At 57.9% G+C, this 15,524-nt stretch carries 12 protein-coding genes and 1 pseudogene; 4 read left to right on the forward strand and 9 right to left on the reverse strand.

Annotated elements, in window-relative coordinates; all coding sequences use genetic code 11:
• Window positions 1-21: 21 nt before the first annotated feature.
• From BN3796_RS15275 to BN3796_RS15310, 8 genes and pseudogenes are all read right to left on the reverse strand, one after another.
• Window positions 22-561 carry a DUF2058 domain-containing protein gene (locus BN3796_RS15275; RefSeq protein ID WP_061709207.1) on the reverse strand — a complete coding sequence of 180 codons (540 nt, stop codon included), beginning with the start codon at window positions 559-561 and terminating at the stop codon, window positions 22-24.
• A gap of 925 nt (window positions 562-1,486) precedes the next feature.
• Window positions 1,487-1,555, reverse strand: a pseudogene (locus tag BN3796_RS21035) (hypothetical protein); the annotation flags it as partial.
• Between the two features lie 421 nt (window positions 1,556-1,976).
• Complete coding sequence (gene patD / locus BN3796_RS15285; protein ID WP_061709209.1) at window positions 1,977-3,401, reverse strand: aminobutyraldehyde dehydrogenase; 1,425 nt, start codon at window positions 3,399-3,401, stop codon at window positions 1,977-1,979.
• Between the two features lie 12 nt (window positions 3,402-3,413).
• Window positions 3,414-4,217, reverse strand: coding sequence for an ABC transporter permease (locus tag BN3796_RS15290; protein ID WP_061709210.1), 804 nt, complete (start codon window positions 4,215-4,217; stop codon window positions 3,414-3,416).
• Window positions 4,207-5,139: an ABC transporter permease gene (locus BN3796_RS15295; protein WP_061709211.1), complete on the reverse strand. Its 933-nt coding sequence runs from the start codon at window positions 5,137-5,139 to the stop codon at window positions 4,207-4,209. The genes BN3796_RS15290 and BN3796_RS15295 overlap by 11 nt, the downstream gene beginning before the upstream one ends.
• Window positions 5,139-6,140, reverse strand: a complete 1,002-nt coding sequence (locus BN3796_RS15300) for an ABC transporter ATP-binding protein (protein WP_061709212.1) — start codon at window positions 6,138-6,140, stop codon at window positions 5,139-5,141. Before BN3796_RS15300 ends, BN3796_RS15295 begins: the two co-directional genes overlap by 1 nt.
• 17 nt (window positions 6,141-6,157) lie before the next feature.
• Complete coding sequence (gene ydcS / locus BN3796_RS15305) at window positions 6,158-7,303, reverse strand: putative ABC transporter substrate-binding protein YdcS (protein WP_061709213.1); 1,146 nt, start codon at window positions 7,301-7,303, stop codon at window positions 6,158-6,160.
• A gap of 288 nt (window positions 7,304-7,591) precedes the next feature.
• Complete coding sequence (locus BN3796_RS15310) at window positions 7,592-9,004, reverse strand: aminotransferase-like domain-containing protein (RefSeq protein WP_061709214.1); 1,413 nt, start codon at window positions 9,002-9,004, stop codon at window positions 7,592-7,594.
• 167 nt (window positions 9,005-9,171) lie between these two features.
• Between BN3796_RS15310 and BN3796_RS15315 the strand changes: the two genes are divergently transcribed.
• A complete protein-coding gene (locus BN3796_RS15315; protein WP_061709215.1) occupies window positions 9,172-9,300 on the forward strand; it encodes a DUF2474 domain-containing protein in 129 nt (42 codons plus the stop codon).
• A 92-nt stretch (window positions 9,301-9,392) separates the two neighbouring features.
• The gene (gene hslJ / locus BN3796_RS15320) at window positions 9,393-9,806 is read left to right on the forward strand and encodes a heat shock protein HslJ (protein ID WP_061709253.1); all 414 of its coding nucleotides are present in this window, start codon (window positions 9,393-9,395) and stop codon (window positions 9,804-9,806) included.
• Here hslJ and BN3796_RS15325 read toward each other — a convergent pair whose 3' ends face one another.
• Complete coding sequence (locus BN3796_RS15325) at window positions 9,807-10,073, reverse strand: putative hemolysin (protein ID WP_061709216.1); 267 nt, start codon at window positions 10,071-10,073, stop codon at window positions 9,807-9,809.
• A gap of 266 nt (window positions 10,074-10,339) precedes the next feature.
• On the opposite strand from BN3796_RS15325, the gene nifJ reads away from it, so the two are divergent.
• Entirely contained in the window at window positions 10,340-13,864 is a 3,525-nt protein-coding gene (nifJ, locus tag BN3796_RS15330) for a pyruvate:ferredoxin (flavodoxin) oxidoreductase (RefSeq protein WP_061709217.1), read from the forward strand.
• 360 nt (window positions 13,865-14,224) lie between these two features.
• On the forward strand, window positions 14,225-15,385 hold the full coding sequence (ompC, locus tag BN3796_RS15335; protein ID WP_061709218.1) for a porin OmpC: 1,161 nt from the start codon (window positions 14,225-14,227) through the stop codon (window positions 15,383-15,385).
• The last annotated feature ends 139 nt before the right edge of the window (window positions 15,386-15,524 follow it).

Consider the following 15,524-nt stretch of genomic DNA (forward strand, 5'->3'; position numbering starts at 1 on the left):
CCACCGCCCGGTGGGAGGTTTTTACCACATCAGATCGTCAGGGATCTTAAAGTCGGCATACGGATCGTCCTCATCCTGGGCTTCCTGCGTCAGGGCGCTATGTAAGACGATAGATTCCGCGTCACGCTGGGCAATTTTATCCGCGACCACAGCCGGAATAATGGCGTAACTGCTTTCGTTCGGGTTCTCCCCCGCGAGACGCGCAATCGCCAGACGGCCATTGATCAGCTGCGCCTGAGTGACTTTATCGACGGTGATTTTTTTGATCAGGTTATTGTCGGTGAAGTTAAAGCCGATATCGCCCCGGGCAATCGTTATCCGGTTCATCTCTATCAGCTGTTTCACCTGAGCTTTCAGCTCTTTGGCTAACACCGCCTGCTTTTGCTGCTCATTAAGCAGCCGATCGCGCTCCTGCTGGGCCTTTTTATTCTCTTCCACCGCCTCTCTGGCCTCGCGCGCCTGCACGCGTGACTTTTTGGCCGTGCGCTGTACTTTCGCCATTTTCTTGCTGGTGACCAGCCCTGCTTTGAGCATCTGCTCCTGTAAGGTGAGTTTTGTCATCTTCTTCTGAATCTGCTGAATAAAGGGGGATTATAGCGTCAGTCTGACTCATCACACCAGACGCCTCTGGCATAGGCGCAACAAGGTATCGACCTGAAGAAAAAAAGCCTGCTTGAGTCGTCAGGAGAACGGATACGTAATTTTCCACAGAATCTCTTGAATCAAAAGCTTCGTGCCCCCTAAAAACTGGGCCCAGCTCTCGGGCTGGTTAGAACAACGAGGCTTCCAGATGGTAACTCCCGTGTCTCTGCAATAAAAAAGGCCACCAGAGGGCAGCCTAACCGATAAAATCGTTATCAGCATACTAATGGACTTACCAAAAGTAACTTTTTATACTCGCGAACATATAAAAACCTTTATGAAAGCTAATGAGTAAATCTGAAGCTGGTTTGAAACGTTTTTATCAATTGCGATTGTAATGATAGCCAATAGCAGACCATATTTACTATCTGATACCGTTAGCGGCCAGTTTTCAAGGTAGATCGACAAAGCGGGCATGAAAAACTTCTCAAAATAGGTCATACGTTTCAACATGTGCACCTCGATGGAACTCATTGTTTGGAACAATGATTGTCGCATGGTGCAAACATATTCTTGTTCGTTAACGGGCCTAATTTTTATGTTTATGCGTTCAGATCGTGATTTTTTATATCCTCACGGATGCTATGAAAAAGCTGTAACATTAAGACTATTACAAGCGCTTAGGTATCAAATTAAAGCTTTATCATCATGCGCGGCATCTTTTTGACAAACTGAGTTGATGTAAGTAAGAAGCCAGATAAAACCAAAGCGTTAGCGCAAGACGAATCACTGCCTTATAAGGCTTTGAGTTGTTTTACGCTAATTTTTTGCCCCGATCATACCCCACCACCAAAACTTTGCTTAGCTCCTTCTAATTTGCAACGTGCCGCTTTACTCCTGCCTCTGCCATTAGCCTCTCGCTGCCGGCGCGTGGCGCGTTGTCGTCAAAAAGATTGAGCTGAGCAACTCCTTTTTGCATGACCTCATCCTCAAAAGGACATTGTCTTAAGCCTTGAAGAAGAGCATCTTTTCTTAACCAGAGGAAACAGTTTTGCCACTGTTTCTTGTGGTGTTCTTCCTACCTTTCAAATAAGTTTTTATTCATTGTTTTGCCCCTGTAAAGGGGCATTTTTTTAAGCCTCAGCGTGCAGTTTGTTCAGCGCTGTGGTGGTTAGTTGCAGAAGCCTGCCGTCCTCCTGTTCCGTCAGCAATCCAAAGACTTTTCCGGGGACCAGCGCCATAAACTCATCACGAGCGGTGAACGGCATCTCAGAGTAATCTCGCCATTCAGTGTCGTGATGTAGGCCTCATCCGATTGAGCGATATCGATATTCGGGGGCACCCTTCTCATTTACATACTCAACGCGCGTAGCCAGGCTCACATGGGCCAGATGTTAATGTTTTATCATCACATGCCGCACCACGGTGTAATCTTCCAGCCCGTAGACCGACATATCCTTCCCGTAGCCGGAGCGCTTCATCCCCCCGTGGGGCATTTCGCTTACCAGCATAAAATGGGTGTTCACCCAGGTGCAGCCATACTGCAGCCGGGCGCTGACGCGATGGGCGCGGCCTACATCCTGCGTCCAGACGGATGACGCCAGCCCATAATCCGAGTCGTTTGCCCAGGCGAGCACCTCCTCTTCATCGCTAAAGGCGGTAATGCTCACGACCGGACCAAAAACCTCCCGCTGGACGATGGCATCCTCCTGCTTCGCCCCTTTCAGCAGCGTGGGCTGGAAGTAGTACCCCTTACCCTCGCCCCTCGCGCCGCCGGTCACTACGCTAATATGCGACAGCGCTTTGGCCTCCTCCACCGCCTGGCTGACGCGGGCCAGATGGGCTGCGGAGCTGAGCGGCCCCAGTTCAGTGGCGGGATCGTCAGGATCGCCCATCTTAATGCTGGCAACCGCGGCGCCGAGCTTCTCCGCCAGCGCGTCGCAGATGTTCTGCTGGGCGTAGATACGGCAGGCAGCGGTACAATCCTGCCCCGCGTTGTAGAAACCAAAGGTGCGCACCCCTTCCACCACCGCATCGAGATCCGCATCGTCAAAGACAATGACCGGCGCCTTGCCCCCCAGCTCCATATGGGTACGCTTTATGGATGACGCCGTGTGGCTGATGATATGTTCCCCGGTGGCAATAGAGCCGGTGAGCGAGACCATGCGTACCTTTTCATGCCCGGTCAGCGGATCGCCCACCGTCTTCCCGCGTCCAAAAAGAATATTGATCACCCCAGCAGGGAAAATCTCCTGTGCCAGCTCGCCCAGCAGAAGCGCCGTCAGCGGCGTGATCTCCGAGGGTTTGAGCACCACGCAGTTGCCCGCCGCCAGCGCGGGAGCCAGCTTCCACGCGGCCATCATCAGCGGATAGTTCCAGGGGGCGATGGAGGCGACCACCCCTACCGGATCGCGGCGAATCATGGAGGTATGTCCTTCCAGATACTCTCCGGCGGCGAGACCGTTCAGGCAGCGCGCCGCGCCCGCAAAGAAGCGAAAAACATCCACCACCGCCGGGATCTCGTCATTGATGGCGCAGTGCAGCGGCTTGCCGCAGTTCTGCGACTCCAGCCGCGCGAAATCTTCGCCGTGACGCTCTATGGCGTCGGCAAGCTTCAGCAGCGCCTCCGCTCTTGCTTTCGGCGGGGTCTGGCCCCAGGTCTGAAACGCCGCGTCGGCGGCGCGCACCGCCGCGTCCACCTGGGCGGGCGAAGCCTCGGCAATCTCCAGCAGAAGCTCGCCCGTGGCAGGATTGTAGACCGGCTGTTTTTCCCCCTCGCCAGCCACCAGTTCACCTTTTATCAACATTAACGTCTGCATTGTCTGCTCCCCTTATTTTCCGCCCGCGACGGTCTCATTGTCGCGCGTCAGCCACCAGGCCCCCAGAATGGGGATGGTTGTCACCAGCATTACCAGCAGCGCCACCACGTTTGTGACCGGCACATCGCGCGGGCGTCCCAGCTGGTTCAGCAGCCAGAGCGGCAGCGTGCGCTCGTGCCCCGCTGTAAAGGTGGTGACAATAATTTCATCGAACGACAGCGCAAAGGCCAGCATCCCCCCGGCCAGCAGCGCTGACCCCAGATTCGGCAGCACCACATAGCGAAAGGTTTGCCAGCCGGTGGCACCAAGATCCATCGACGCCTCGACCTGGCTCCAGGCGGTACGCCTGAAGCGGGCGATGACGTTGTTAAACACCACCACCACGCAGAAGGTGGCGTGCCCGATGACGATGGTAAGAAAGCCGGGTTCGAGGCTGACCGTCTTAAACGCGGTGAGCAGCCCCAGCCCGGTAATGATCCCCGGCAGCGCAATCGGCAGAAGCAGCAGCAGGGAAATGGCATTTTTGCCAAAGAAGTCGCTGCGCCAGAGCGCGGCGGCGGCGAGCGTGCCGAGCAGCAGCGCGATAATCGTAGCGCAGGCGGCTATCTGAAGTGACAACGTCACGGCCTGAATAATGTCGCTTCGCCCCGCCGCCACGCTAAACCAGCGTAGCGTGAAGCCCTGCGGCGGAAAACTAAAGGCCGCCTCTTCCGTGTTAAAGGCGTAGACAGCGATAATCGCCAGCGGGAAATGCAGAAAAATCACCCCGCCCCAGGCGGCGAGTTTTAGCAGCAGCGGCGAGCGTTCAGAGCGCATCGAAGGCTCCCAGACGCTTCACCAGCGCCAGATAGAGGGCAATCAACACAATGGGCACCAGCGTGAAGGCGGCGGCCATCGGCATATTGCCGATCGCTCCCTGCTGGGAGTAGACCATATTGCCGATGAAATAGCCGGGCGGCCCCACCAGCTGCGGCACGATAAAATCCCCCAGCGTCAGGGAGAAGGTGAAAATCGACCCGGCGGCAATGCCCGGGACGGCGAGCGGCAGCACCACATGACGGAAGGTCTGGCGCGGGCGCGCCCCCAGATCCGCCGAAGCCTGCAGCAGCGACGGCGGCAGTCGCTCCAGCGCCGCCTGCACCGGCAGGATCATAAAGGGAAGCCAGATATAGACGAAGACCAAAAAGCGGCCCACCCCGGAGGTGGAGAGCGTATTGCCGCCGATTCCCGGCAGGGTCAACACCGACCCCAGCAGCGGCGCCAGCCCCAGATGGTTTAAAAACCACTGCGCCACGCCATCCTTCGCCAGCAGCAGCGTCCAGGCGTACGCCTTGACGATATAGCTGGCCCACATCGGCAGCATCACGGCGATATAAAAGAAAGCTTTCCAGGCGCCGCGCGTATAGCGCGCCATATACCACGCCAGGGGAAAGGCGAGCAGCGCGCTGGCCAGCGTAACGGCCACCGCCATCACCAGGGTGCGCAGGATAATGTCGTAATTGGCCGGGCTGAAGAGCGCCAGCAGATTGGCGAAGGTCAGCTCCGGCGTCACCGACATGGTGAAGTCATCGAAGGTGTAAAATCCCTGCCAGAGCAGGGTCAGCAGCGATCCCAGATAGACGATGCCGAACCACATCAGCGGCCCGAGCAGCAGCAGGAAGAGGCCCAGCGACGGCCTGCGCCAGAAGAAGGCGCTCGGGCCGGAGGGGCGCGGCGACAGGGCGTCAGCATCCACCATTATCGTTCCTCCTGCAGCAACACCATCGCCTCGCGCGGCCAGGAGGCGGTCACCTGTTCGCCTGGCGTCAGCGCGGCGGGCGGGCCGCTGCCGGGATTAGCCTGGCTTACCAGCAGACGGGTATTATCCGCGAGCTTCAGTTCATAGCGGGTGGCCGCTCCCTGATACTGTACCGCCTGCACTATGCCCTGCATCTGCACCTCGCCGCTCTGATTAAGACGGATATGTTCCGGGCGGAGCGAGTACGTTCCTTCCATCGCGCAAATGCGCCGGGCGGTTTGCGGATCGAAGACGTTAGCGGTGCCGACAAAGCTGGCGACAAACGGAGTGCGCGGGCGCATATACAGGGCGTGCGGCGTATCCACCTGCTCGATACGCCCGTTGTTAAAGACCGCCACCCGGTCGGACATGGAGAGCGCTTCCCCCTGATCGTGGGTGACAAAAATAAAGGTGATCCCCAGCTCCTGCTGGAGCTTTTTCAGCTCCGACTGCATCTGCTCGCGCAGCTTGAGATCTAACGCGCCCAGCGGCTCATCCAGCAGCAGCACCCGCGGACGGTTGACCAGCGCGCGGGCGATGGCGACCCGCTGGCGCTGGCCGCCCGACAACTGAGAGGGCCTGCGCGCGTCGGCAAAGCCGAGCCCCAGCGCCTCGCGCGCCGCCCGCTGGCGCGTTTTTTTATCCACCCCTTTGACCATCAGCCCGTAGGCGACGTTATCGAGAACGGACATATGCGGAAAGAGTGCGTAGTCCTGAAAAACGGTATTCACATCGCGTTCCCAGGGGGGCAGCCCACTTGCCGGCCTGCCAAAGAGGGTGAGGGTTCCGCCGCTGAGCTGCTCGAAGCCGGCGATCAGGCGCAGGCAGGTGGTTTTGCCGGAGCCGGAGGGGCCAAGCATGGAGAAAAATTCCCCGTCGCGAATGTTAATCGTGACGCCATCCACCGCCCGCACCTCACCATACAAACGGGAGACATCGGTTAACTCTACCGCGTAGCTCATCTTCCGCTCCTGGCTGCTCAGCGCCCGCCCATTATGGCGATGTAATCCTGCGTCCACCGGCTGTAGGGAACATATTTCCCGCCCTGCGCAACGGGGGTTTTCCAGAAGAGGATCTTGTCGAAATGGCTGTAGCCGTTGGTCTCACACCCTTTCGCCCCCAGCAGAGTGCTCGCCTTGCAGCCCTCCGCCACCGCCGGCAGCGAACCGAACCAGGCCGCCACGTCGCCCTGCACTTTCGGGGTGAGCGACCAGTTCATCCATTTGTAGGCGCACATAGGGTGTTTCGCCTCGGCGTGCAGCATGGTGGTGTCGGCCCAGCCGGTGACACCCTCTTTGGGAAAGACGGTGGCGATGGGCTGATTTTCCGCCTTCAGAGCGTTGGCCTGATAGGGCCAGGCGCTGGCGGCCGCCACCCCTTCGTTCTTGAAATCGCTCATCTGCACGGTGGTGTCGTGCCAGTAGCGGTGGATCAGGGCGTGCTGATCCCGCAGCACCTTCAGCACCGCCGTATACTGCGCTTCGGTGAGCTGGTAAGGATCGGTAATGCCCGTCTCCGGCTGAGTGGCTTTCACATAGAGGGCGGCGTCAGCAATATAAATCGGGCCGTCATAGGCCTGCACGCGCCCCTTATTCGATTTACCGTCCGGGAGGGTCTGCTGCTTAAAGATCACCTCCCAGCTGTCGGGCGGCGTGGGGAACGTTTTGGTGTTGTACATCAGGAGATTGGGGCCCCACTGGTATGGCGTGCCGTAGACTTTACCGCCGACGTTGAACCATTCGCCGTTGACCACCCGCGAATCGATCGTTTTCCAGTTAGGGATTAAAGCGGTATTAATCGGCTGCACGCGCTTGCCCATGATCAGCCTCAGGGAGGCGTCGCCGGAGGCGGTCACCAGATCGTAGCCCCCTTTCGCCATCAGGCTGACCATCTCATCGGAGGTAGCGGCGGTTTTGACATTGACCTGACAGCCGGTCTCTTTTTCGAACGCGGTCACCCAGTCGTAGTTTTTATCCGTCTGGCCGCGCTCGATATACCCCGGCCAGGCGATAATATCGAGCCTGCCCTCTCCATCGCCGATCGCCGTCGGCGGCTCGGCGGCCTGCGCCGTCATGATGGTCATGCCGAGCGCGCACAGGCTGCTGCGGGCAAATTTTTTGCTCATAGGGGTTACTCCTGTCGCAATCAAATTTAGCGGCAGCCGTGCCGGAAAAATATCTCCCTTGATAAACGTAGACCGCGCAAATCCCCCGCACACTGGCGAGTCGGGAATTTTCATCAGGTTGTGACCGAGGGCGCATTCCGGTTTAACTGGATTATAGACAAGGAGTTAGCCGCCACCTGCGGGTATGCGCATTTCCTATGACTGCCGCACGGAAATAATATGGCGCGGTTAATGGGATAAGCTTTTTTTATTTATCCGCTTTTAAAAGAGGCTCGCTAAATATGGCTTTTAGCGATTTAACATGGCGCGAATTAATTCCCCCAGCTTAATGACCGCCTCTTCCTCACGCTCTTCCCACGCCCAGGAGGTATTAAAACGGAAAAACGGCGTCCAGACGTCGGAGGTGGAAAACATCTTCCCGGGGGCGATGCTGATCTGGTGGCGTAACGCCGCTTCGCGAAGCAGCCCGGCGTCCAGCGGCGCGGGCAGCTCCAGCCAGAGAAAATAGCCGCTGTCGCTGTGATGGATTTTGACCCCGGCCGGAAGATAGCGCATCAGGGCGTGCCACGCCTGCTGCTTACGTTCGGCCAGGGTGCGGCGCAGGCGGCGAAGGTGGGCGTCGTAGCGCCCCGTCGCCAGATAGTCCACCAGCGCCAGCTGCATCGGCGTACTGGTAGAGAGCGTGCTCATCAGCTGCAGCTGCTGAATGCGCCGGGCATGTTTGCCCGCCGCCACCCAGCCGATGCGAAAGCCCGCCACCAGGCATTTGGAGAAGGAGGAGCAGTGCAGCGTCATGTCATTCCGATCCCAGGCTTTGGCGGGCAGCGGTTTTTCCCGGCCAAAGTAAAGCTCGCTGTAAACGTCATCCTCGATGAGCGTGACGTTATAGCGGGTAAGAAGCGCCACCAGCCGCGCTTTTTTCTCCGGACTGAGCGTAAAGCCGAGCGGGTTCTGGCTGTTGGTCATTAGCCAGCAGGCCTTTACCGGATAAGTTTTGAGCGCCTGCTCCAGCGCCTCAGGATCGATCCCCTCGCGCACGTCGGTCGCCACCGAGAGCGCCTTGAGCCTGAGCCGCTCCAGCGCCTGCAGCGCGCCGTAAAAGCAGGGATTTTCCACAATCACCCAGTCGCCCGGCTCGGTCACCGCCTGCAGGCTTAAGTTGAGCGCCTCCAGCGCCCCGGCGGTGATCACTATCTCATCCGGGGAGATATTCATCCCCTGGCGGGCGTAGCGGCGGGCGATGGCGTGGCGCAGCCCGGCGTTGCCCGGCGGCAGGTTTTCAATAATGCTGATGGCCGTGGCGGTTTTACTGACGTTCGCCAGCGAGCGCGTGAGCTGCTGCAGGGGAAAGAGGCGCGGATCGGGAAAGGCGGAGGCAAACGGCACCACGGCGGGATCGCGGCTCGACTGCAGCACGTCAAAGATATAGGTGTTGATATCCACCGCCTCATCCCGCATCACCTGCACCGGCGGCGCGGGCTGCGGCTCGACGGGACGCGCGGCGACATAATAGCCGGACTGGGGACGCGCCACGATACGTCCCTGGCTCTCCAGCATCTGGTAGGCGTGGCTGACCGTCATAAAGCTCATGCCGCTGCTGGCCACCTGCTCGCGCAGCGAAGGGAGCTTCTCGCCGGGCAGCCAGACACCAAGTTCGATTTGCGAAATAATCTGCTGGGCCAGACGCTGGTATTTTTTCATTAGATTCTCCTTATCTGGCATCGGCGTTCCGTGAACATATCAGGTGCGAAAAAATTCGGCAATTGTGTGCACTGTTATAGGTCGCGATTCTCCCTCCCGCGATAATCCGGCGGGGGCCATTCCTGGCTACACTTGGATGAGTGGAAATGGAAAGAGGAAATGTCGTGATGCAGCAACCGGTATGGAAACGCGTGATGTGGATGGTGATTATCTGGGGAGCCAGCGTGCTGGCGCTGGCAGCGGTTGGCATGTTCTTTCGTCTCTTAATGACCGCCGCCGGGATGAAGGCGCACTGATTCGCCCCTTTTTCAGATAAAATCCAATGACTTTATTCATGTTATCTTTGAAAATTCCGATATAGATTCACTGGAATTATGTGAGAAGTATGATGAAAAAGTTATCTGCGCTGTGCCTGCTGAGTCTGGCGCTCACCGGCTGCGTGAACCCTGGCAAAGCCTCCGTCCAGCCTGAACAGCTCGAGGGACACCGCTTTGTCCTGGAAAATGTGGATGGCGCAGCGGTCACGCCCGGCGCGGTGGCGCCTGAAATCCGCTTTGGCGAGAAGCTGGCGGTCTCCGGCGTGATGTGTAACCGCTTCAGCGGCGAGGGTAAGCTCTCCGAAGGGGAGCTGAAGGTAAAAGAGATGACCATGACCCGCAAGCTCTGCGCCGATGCGCAGCGTAACGAACTGGATCAGGCCATCACCACCATGCTGCGCCAGGGCGCGCAGGTGGACCTCACCGAGGACCAGCTGACGCTCACTACCGCGGAAAAGACGCTGATGTTTAAGCGTGTGGAGTAATCAGTAACTTCCGCAACTGCCGGCGGCGAGCGACTGTTCACTGCAGCGTTTGCCGTTTGGCAAGGCGCACATGCCGATAGCGGAGCCATCCAGCTGACGTGCAATGGAGAGCGACCCGCCAATCATGGCGCAGTTTGCCTCGCCAGAACTGGACATGGCGGCCTTCATCCCCGGCGAAACGTGTGCGGCGGTGGCCTGCTGAACGGGTTCACTGCTGCATGCCGATAACAATAAAGCGGCACATCCTACCCAAAACGCTGCGCGCATTCTCTCTTCCCCCTGTCAATTGCGAAACCTATGCATAATAGGCACCACCCGGCGCTACGTCGAGGGTAAATCTGCATATTTAGTCGCCTGCCCAGCAAAATTTGGCATTTTTTCTGCCGTAACGTTGATCTACATCTGTAAACCGCTAAACACGAGGACACAAAAGCGAAAATCGCGAAACCGGACCTTTGCTAAACTAAGGGAATTATTAAGAGCCTGTCGACGTATCACAGGCTCCTCTTTTTGCGCAATGTAAAGGTGTCATTATGATCACGATTGACGGTAATGGTGCGGTCGCCTCTGTCGCGTTTCGTACCAGCGAAGTTATCGCCATCTACCCGATTACGCCAAGTTCCACCATGGCCGAGCAGGCGGATGCCTGGGCCGGTAACGGGCTGAAAAACGTCTGGGGCGACACGCCCCGCGTGGTGGAGATGCAGTCGGAAGCGGGGGCGATCGCGACCGTTCACGGCGCGCTGCAAACCGGCGCCCTCTCCACCTCGTTTACCTCATCGCAGGGCCTGCTGCTGATGATCCCGACGCTCTACAAGCTGGCAGGTCAGCTGACACCGTTTGTGCTCCACGTAGCGGCCCGCACCGTCGCCACCCACGCCCTCTCGATTTTTGGCGATCACTCTGACGTGATGGCGGTACGCCAGACCGGCTGCGCCATGCTCTGCGCCGGCAGCGTGCAGGAGGCGCAGGACTTCGCGCTGATCTCCCATATGGCCACGCTCAAAAGCCGGGTGCCTTTTATTCACTTCTTTGATGGTTTTCGTACCTCGCACGAAATCAATAAAATCGTACCGCTGGCGGACGACACCATACTGAATCTGCTGCCCCAGGCGGAGATTGACGCCCATCGCGCCCGGGCGCTCAACCCCGAACACCCGGTGATTCGCGGCACCTCCGCAAATCCGGATACCTATTTCCAGTCCCGCGAGGCGACTAACCCCTGGTACAACGCGGTCTACGATCACGTTGAACAGGCGATGCAGGATTTCGCCGCCGCCACCGGACGCGGCTATAAGCCTTTTGAATATTACGGTCACCCGGAGGCGGAGCGCGTCATCGTGGTGATGGGTTCCGCCATCGGCACCTGCGAAGAGGTGGTGGATGAGCTGCTGACCCGCGGTGAAAAGGTGGGTGTGCTGAAGGTGCGGCTCTATCGCCCCTTCTCCGCGCAGCATCTGCTTGCCGCCCTGCCGCAAAGTGCTCGCCGCGTGGCGGTACTGGATCGCACCAAAGAGCCGGGCTCCCAGGCGGAGCCGCTCTGTCTCGACGTGATGACCGCCCTGGCGGAAGCGTTTAACAATGGCGAGCGCGAGACGCTGCCGCGCGTTATCGGCGGTCGTTATGGCCTGTCGTCGAAAGAGTTTGGTCCCGACTGCGTGCTGGCAGTCTTTAACGAGCTGAGCGCCGCGAAGCCGAAGCCGCGCTTCACCGTCGGCATCTATGATGATGTTACTAACCTCTCCCTGGCGCTGCCGGAGAACACCCTTCCCGCCACCGCGAAGCTGGAAGCGCTTTTCTATGGGCTGGGGAGCGACGGCAGCGTCTCGGCAACCAAGAACAATATCAAGATAATCGGCAACTCCACGCCGTGGTACGCGCAGGGTTATTTTGTCTACGACTCCAAAAAGGCCGGGGGGCTGACCGTCTCCCACCTGCGCGTGAGCGAGCATCCGATTCGTTCCGCCTATCTGATCGACCAGGCCGATTTTGTCGGCTGCCACCAGCTCCAGTTTATCGATAAATATCAGATGGCCGAGCGCCTGAAGCCGGGCGGCATTTTCCTGCTCAATACCCCCTACAGCGCAGAGGAGGTCTGGGCGCGCCTGCCCCAGGAAGTGCAGGCGGTGCTGAACCAGAAAAAAGCGCGCTTCTATGTGATTAACGCGGCAAAAACCGCCCGCGAATGCAGCCTGGGGGCGCGCATCAACACCGTGATGCAGATGGCCTTTTTCCATCTGACCCATATCCTGCCGGGCGACAGCGCCCTTCCGGCCCTACAGGGGGCGATTGCCAAAAGCTACAGCAGCAAAGGCCAGGAGCTGGTGGAGCGCAACTGGCAGGCGCTGGCGCTGGCCCGCGAGTCGCTTTTCGAGGTTCCGCTTCAGCCGGTGAATGCGGCGAGCCCCTACCGCCCGCCGGTGGTCTCCGACGCGGCGCCCGATTTTGTTAAAACTGTGACCGCCGCCATGCTGGCGGGACTTGGCGATGCGCTTCCCGTCTCGGCGCTGCCGCCGGACGGTACCTGGCCGCTCGGCACTACCCGCTGGGAGAAACGCAATATCGCGGAGGCGATCCCCATCTGGAAAGAGGAGCTCTGCACCCAGTGCAACCACTGCGTGGCCGCCTGTCCGCACTCGGCGATCCGCGCCAAAGTGGTCTCCCCGGAAGCGATGGAGAACGCGCCCGCCAGCCTGCACTCGCTGGATGTGAAATCCCGCGACATGCGCGGCCAGAAGTATGTGCTGCAGGTCGCGCCGGAGGATTGCACCGGCTGTAACCTCTGCGTGGAGGTCTGCCCGGCGAAAGATCGCCAGGACCCGGAAATTAAAGCGATCAATATGATGTCCCGTCTGGAGCATGTGGAAGAGGAGAAGGTTAACTACGACTACTTCCTTAACCTGCCGGAAATCGACCGCAGCAAGCTGGAGCGAATCGACATCCGTACCTCGCAGCTGATCACGCCGCTGTTTGAGTACTCCGGCGCCTGCTCCGGCTGCGGCGAGACCCCTTATATCAAGCTGCTGACCCAGCTTTACGGCGACCGGATGCTGATCGCCAACGCCACCGGCTGTTCATCCATTTACGGCGGCAACCTCCCCTCCACGCCCTATACCACCGACGCGAACGGTCGCGGCCCGGCATGGGCCAACTCCCTCTTCGAGGATAACGCGGAGTTTGGTCTTGGCTTCCGCCTCACCGTGGATCAGCACCGCGCCCGCGTGATGCGCCTGCTGGAACAGTTTGCCGATAAGATCCCGGCAGCGCTGAACGAGGCGCTGCACGCCGAAGCGACGCCAGAGGTGCGCCGTGCTCAGGTAGCTGAACTGCGCCAGGCGCTCGACGGCGTGGAGGGGGCGCAGCAGCTCCTGACCGACGCCGACGCGCTGGTGGAGAAATCGATCTGGCTGATTGGCGGCGACGGCTGGGCCTACGACATCGGCTTTGGCGGGCTGGATCATGTGCTGAGCCTGACCGAGAACGTCAATATTCTGGTGCTGGATACCCAGTGTTACTCCAACACTGGCGGGCAGGCCTCCAAAGCGACGCCGCTAGGCGCAGTCACCAAGTTCGGTGAACACGGCAAGCGCAAGGCGCGTAAGGATCTGGGCGTCAGCATGATGATGTACGGTCATGTCTATGTGGCGCAGATTTCGCTGGGGGCGCAGCTTAACCAGACGGTGAAGGCGATTCAGGAAGCGGAGGCCTACCCTGGCCCGTCGCTAATCATCGCCTACAGCCCCTGCGAGGAGCATGGCTACGATCTAGCCCTCAGCCACGATCAGATGCGCCAGCTTACCGCCACCGGCTTCTGGCCGCTCTACCGCTTCGACCCGCGCCGGGCCGATGAGGGCAAGATCCCCCTGGCGTTGGACTCCCGTCCGCCGTCAGACGCCCTGGCCGAAACGCTGATGCAGGAACAGCGCTTCCGTCGTCTCAACGCGCAGCAGCCGGAGGTAGCGGAACAGCTCTGGAAGGATGCGGCGGCGGACCTGCAAAAACGCTATGACTTCCTGGCGCAGCTTGCCGGAAAAGCGGAAAAGGCAGCCAGCGAGTAACCCGCAACGACAGGTAAAAAAATGCCCGGAGGTGAACTCCGGGCTATCCTGAAAATATTGAAAGAGCCCGTTAAGACGAACGCCTATCAATAGAGCAGTGGATTAAGAATCTTAAAGGCATATAACGGCGCCGATTTTACCCTCCCCTTTCATCAATGAATAATTTTAATTTTGTATATTATTTTATTATTCATTCATCGCAATTATGTATATTTCCTTCGTATATTTTCCTTTAGATTTTACTTACTTCGTAACAATTATATTTTATCAATGCCACAGGCTCTGCTTTAGCATGAGGCTACTTTCCATATGAGAAAGTTCACATTGCAATTAAATAAAAACAGCAAAGGATTCGTCAAAATGCAAAGAAAACTGTTGGCACTGATGATCCCGGCCCTTTTAGCGGCTGGCGCGGCTCACGCTGCAGAAATCTATAATAAAGATGGCAATAAATTAGACCTGTACGGCAAAGTCGACGGTCTGCACTATTTCTCTGATAACTCCGGTTCTGACGGCGATCAGACTTACCTGCGTTTCGGCTTCAAAGGCGAAACCCAGATTAACGATCAGCTGACCGGCTATGCGCAGTGGGAATATAACGTTCAGGCAAATGACACCGAAGGTTCTGACAACCAGGCGTGGACCCGTCTGGCGTTTGCCGGCCTGAAATTCGGCGACTACGGCTCATTCGACTACGGTCGTAACTACGGCGTCCTGTACGACGTGGAAGGCTGGACCGATATGCTGCCTGAGTTCGGCGGCGACTCCTACACCTATGCCGACAACTTTATGACTGGTCGTGCAAACGGTGTTGCAACTTACCGCAACAACGATTTCTTCGGTCTGGTTGATGGTCTGAACTTTGCTGTTCAGTACCAGGGCAATAACGAAGGATCTAACTGCGACGAATACGGCTGCACTAACGAAGGTACTGCAAGCCGTAACGATAACAATATCCGTAACCAGAACGGCGACGGCTGGGGTATTTCTACCAGCTATGACTTCGGCATGGGCTTCAGCGCCGGTGCGGCATACGCTTCTTCTGACCGTACCACCGATCAGGAGATCGCAGGCAATGCGGCTAACAGCCAGTACGCTGGCGGTGAAAAAGCTGACGCATGGACTGCTGGCCTGAAATATGACGCCAACAATATCTACCTGGCGGCAATGTACTCCGAAACCCGCAACATGACCCCGTACGGTTCTACCGACAGCGATCTGGGCGGCGGTATCGCAAACAAAACCCAGAACTTTGAAGTGACTGCCCAGTACCAGTTCGACTTCGGTCTGCGTCCGGCCATCTCTTACCTGCAATCCAAAGGTAAAGACCTCGGCAACGGCCAGGATGACCAGGATCTGGTTAAATATGCTGACGTAGGCGCGACCTACTACTTCAACAAAAATATGTCCACCTACGTTGATTACAAAATCAACCTGCTGGACGAAGATGACGACTTCTACAAAAACAACGGCATCAACACCGATGACGTTGTTGCTTTAGGTCTGGTTTACCAGTTCTGATGCATCTGGCCCGCCCTCCGGCGGGCCATTTTTTTACGCCATCAACATTCGCCTTAATTAACGCGACGGCATCATTTAATTCATTTCGCTCTGCTGCTTTGTGCTTGCGCAGCGCTATTATCCTGAACGATGATAAAGA

Origin of the sequence: Pseudenterobacter timonensis, assembly GCF_900021175.1 — a bacterium.
Taxonomy (GTDB): Bacteria; Pseudomonadota; Gammaproteobacteria; order Enterobacterales; family Enterobacteriaceae; genus Enterobacter; species Enterobacter timonensis.

Bases quoted from the DNA above. Each gene is read 5' to 3' on its own strand.
- BN3796_RS15325 (WP_061709216.1), bottom strand. From the start codon at position 10,073: ATGCGCGCAGCGTTTTGGGTAGGATGTGCCGCTTTATTGTTATCGGCA.
- BN3796_RS15290 (WP_061709210.1), bottom strand. From the start codon at position 4,217: ATGCGCTCTGAACGCTCGCCGCTGCTGCTAAAACTCGCCGCCTGGGGC.
- BN3796_RS15295 (WP_061709211.1), bottom strand. From the start codon at position 5,139: ATGGTGGATGCTGACGCCCTGTCGCCGCGCCCCTCCGGCCCGAGCGCC.
- patD (WP_061709209.1), bottom strand. From the start codon at position 3,401: ATGCAGACGTTAATGTTGATAAAAGGTGAACTGGTGGCTGGCGAGGGG.
- ydcS (WP_061709213.1), bottom strand. From the start codon at position 7,303: ATGAGCAAAAAATTTGCCCGCAGCAGCCTGTGCGCGCTCGGCATGACC.
- BN3796_RS15275 (WP_061709207.1), bottom strand. From the start codon at position 561: ATGACAAAACTCACCTTACAGGAGCAGATGCTCAAAGCAGGGCTGGTC.
- BN3796_RS15300 (WP_061709212.1), bottom strand. From the start codon at position 6,140: ATGAGCTACGCGGTAGAGTTAACCGATGTCTCCCGTTTGTATGGTGAG.
- nifJ (WP_061709217.1), top strand. From the start codon at position 10,340: ATGATCACGATTGACGGTAATGGTGCGGTCGCCTCTGTCGCGTTTCGT.
- ompC (WP_061709218.1), top strand. From the start codon at position 14,225: ATGCAAAGAAAACTGTTGGCACTGATGATCCCGGCCCTTTTAGCGGCT.
- BN3796_RS15310 (WP_061709214.1), bottom strand. From the start codon at position 9,004: ATGAAAAAATACCAGCGTCTGGCCCAGCAGATTATTTCGCAAATCGAA.
- hslJ (WP_061709253.1), top strand. From the start codon at position 9,393: ATGAAAAAGTTATCTGCGCTGTGCCTGCTGAGTCTGGCGCTCACCGGC.
- BN3796_RS15315 (WP_061709215.1), top strand. From the start codon at position 9,172: ATGCAGCAACCGGTATGGAAACGCGTGATGTGGATGGTGATTATCTGG.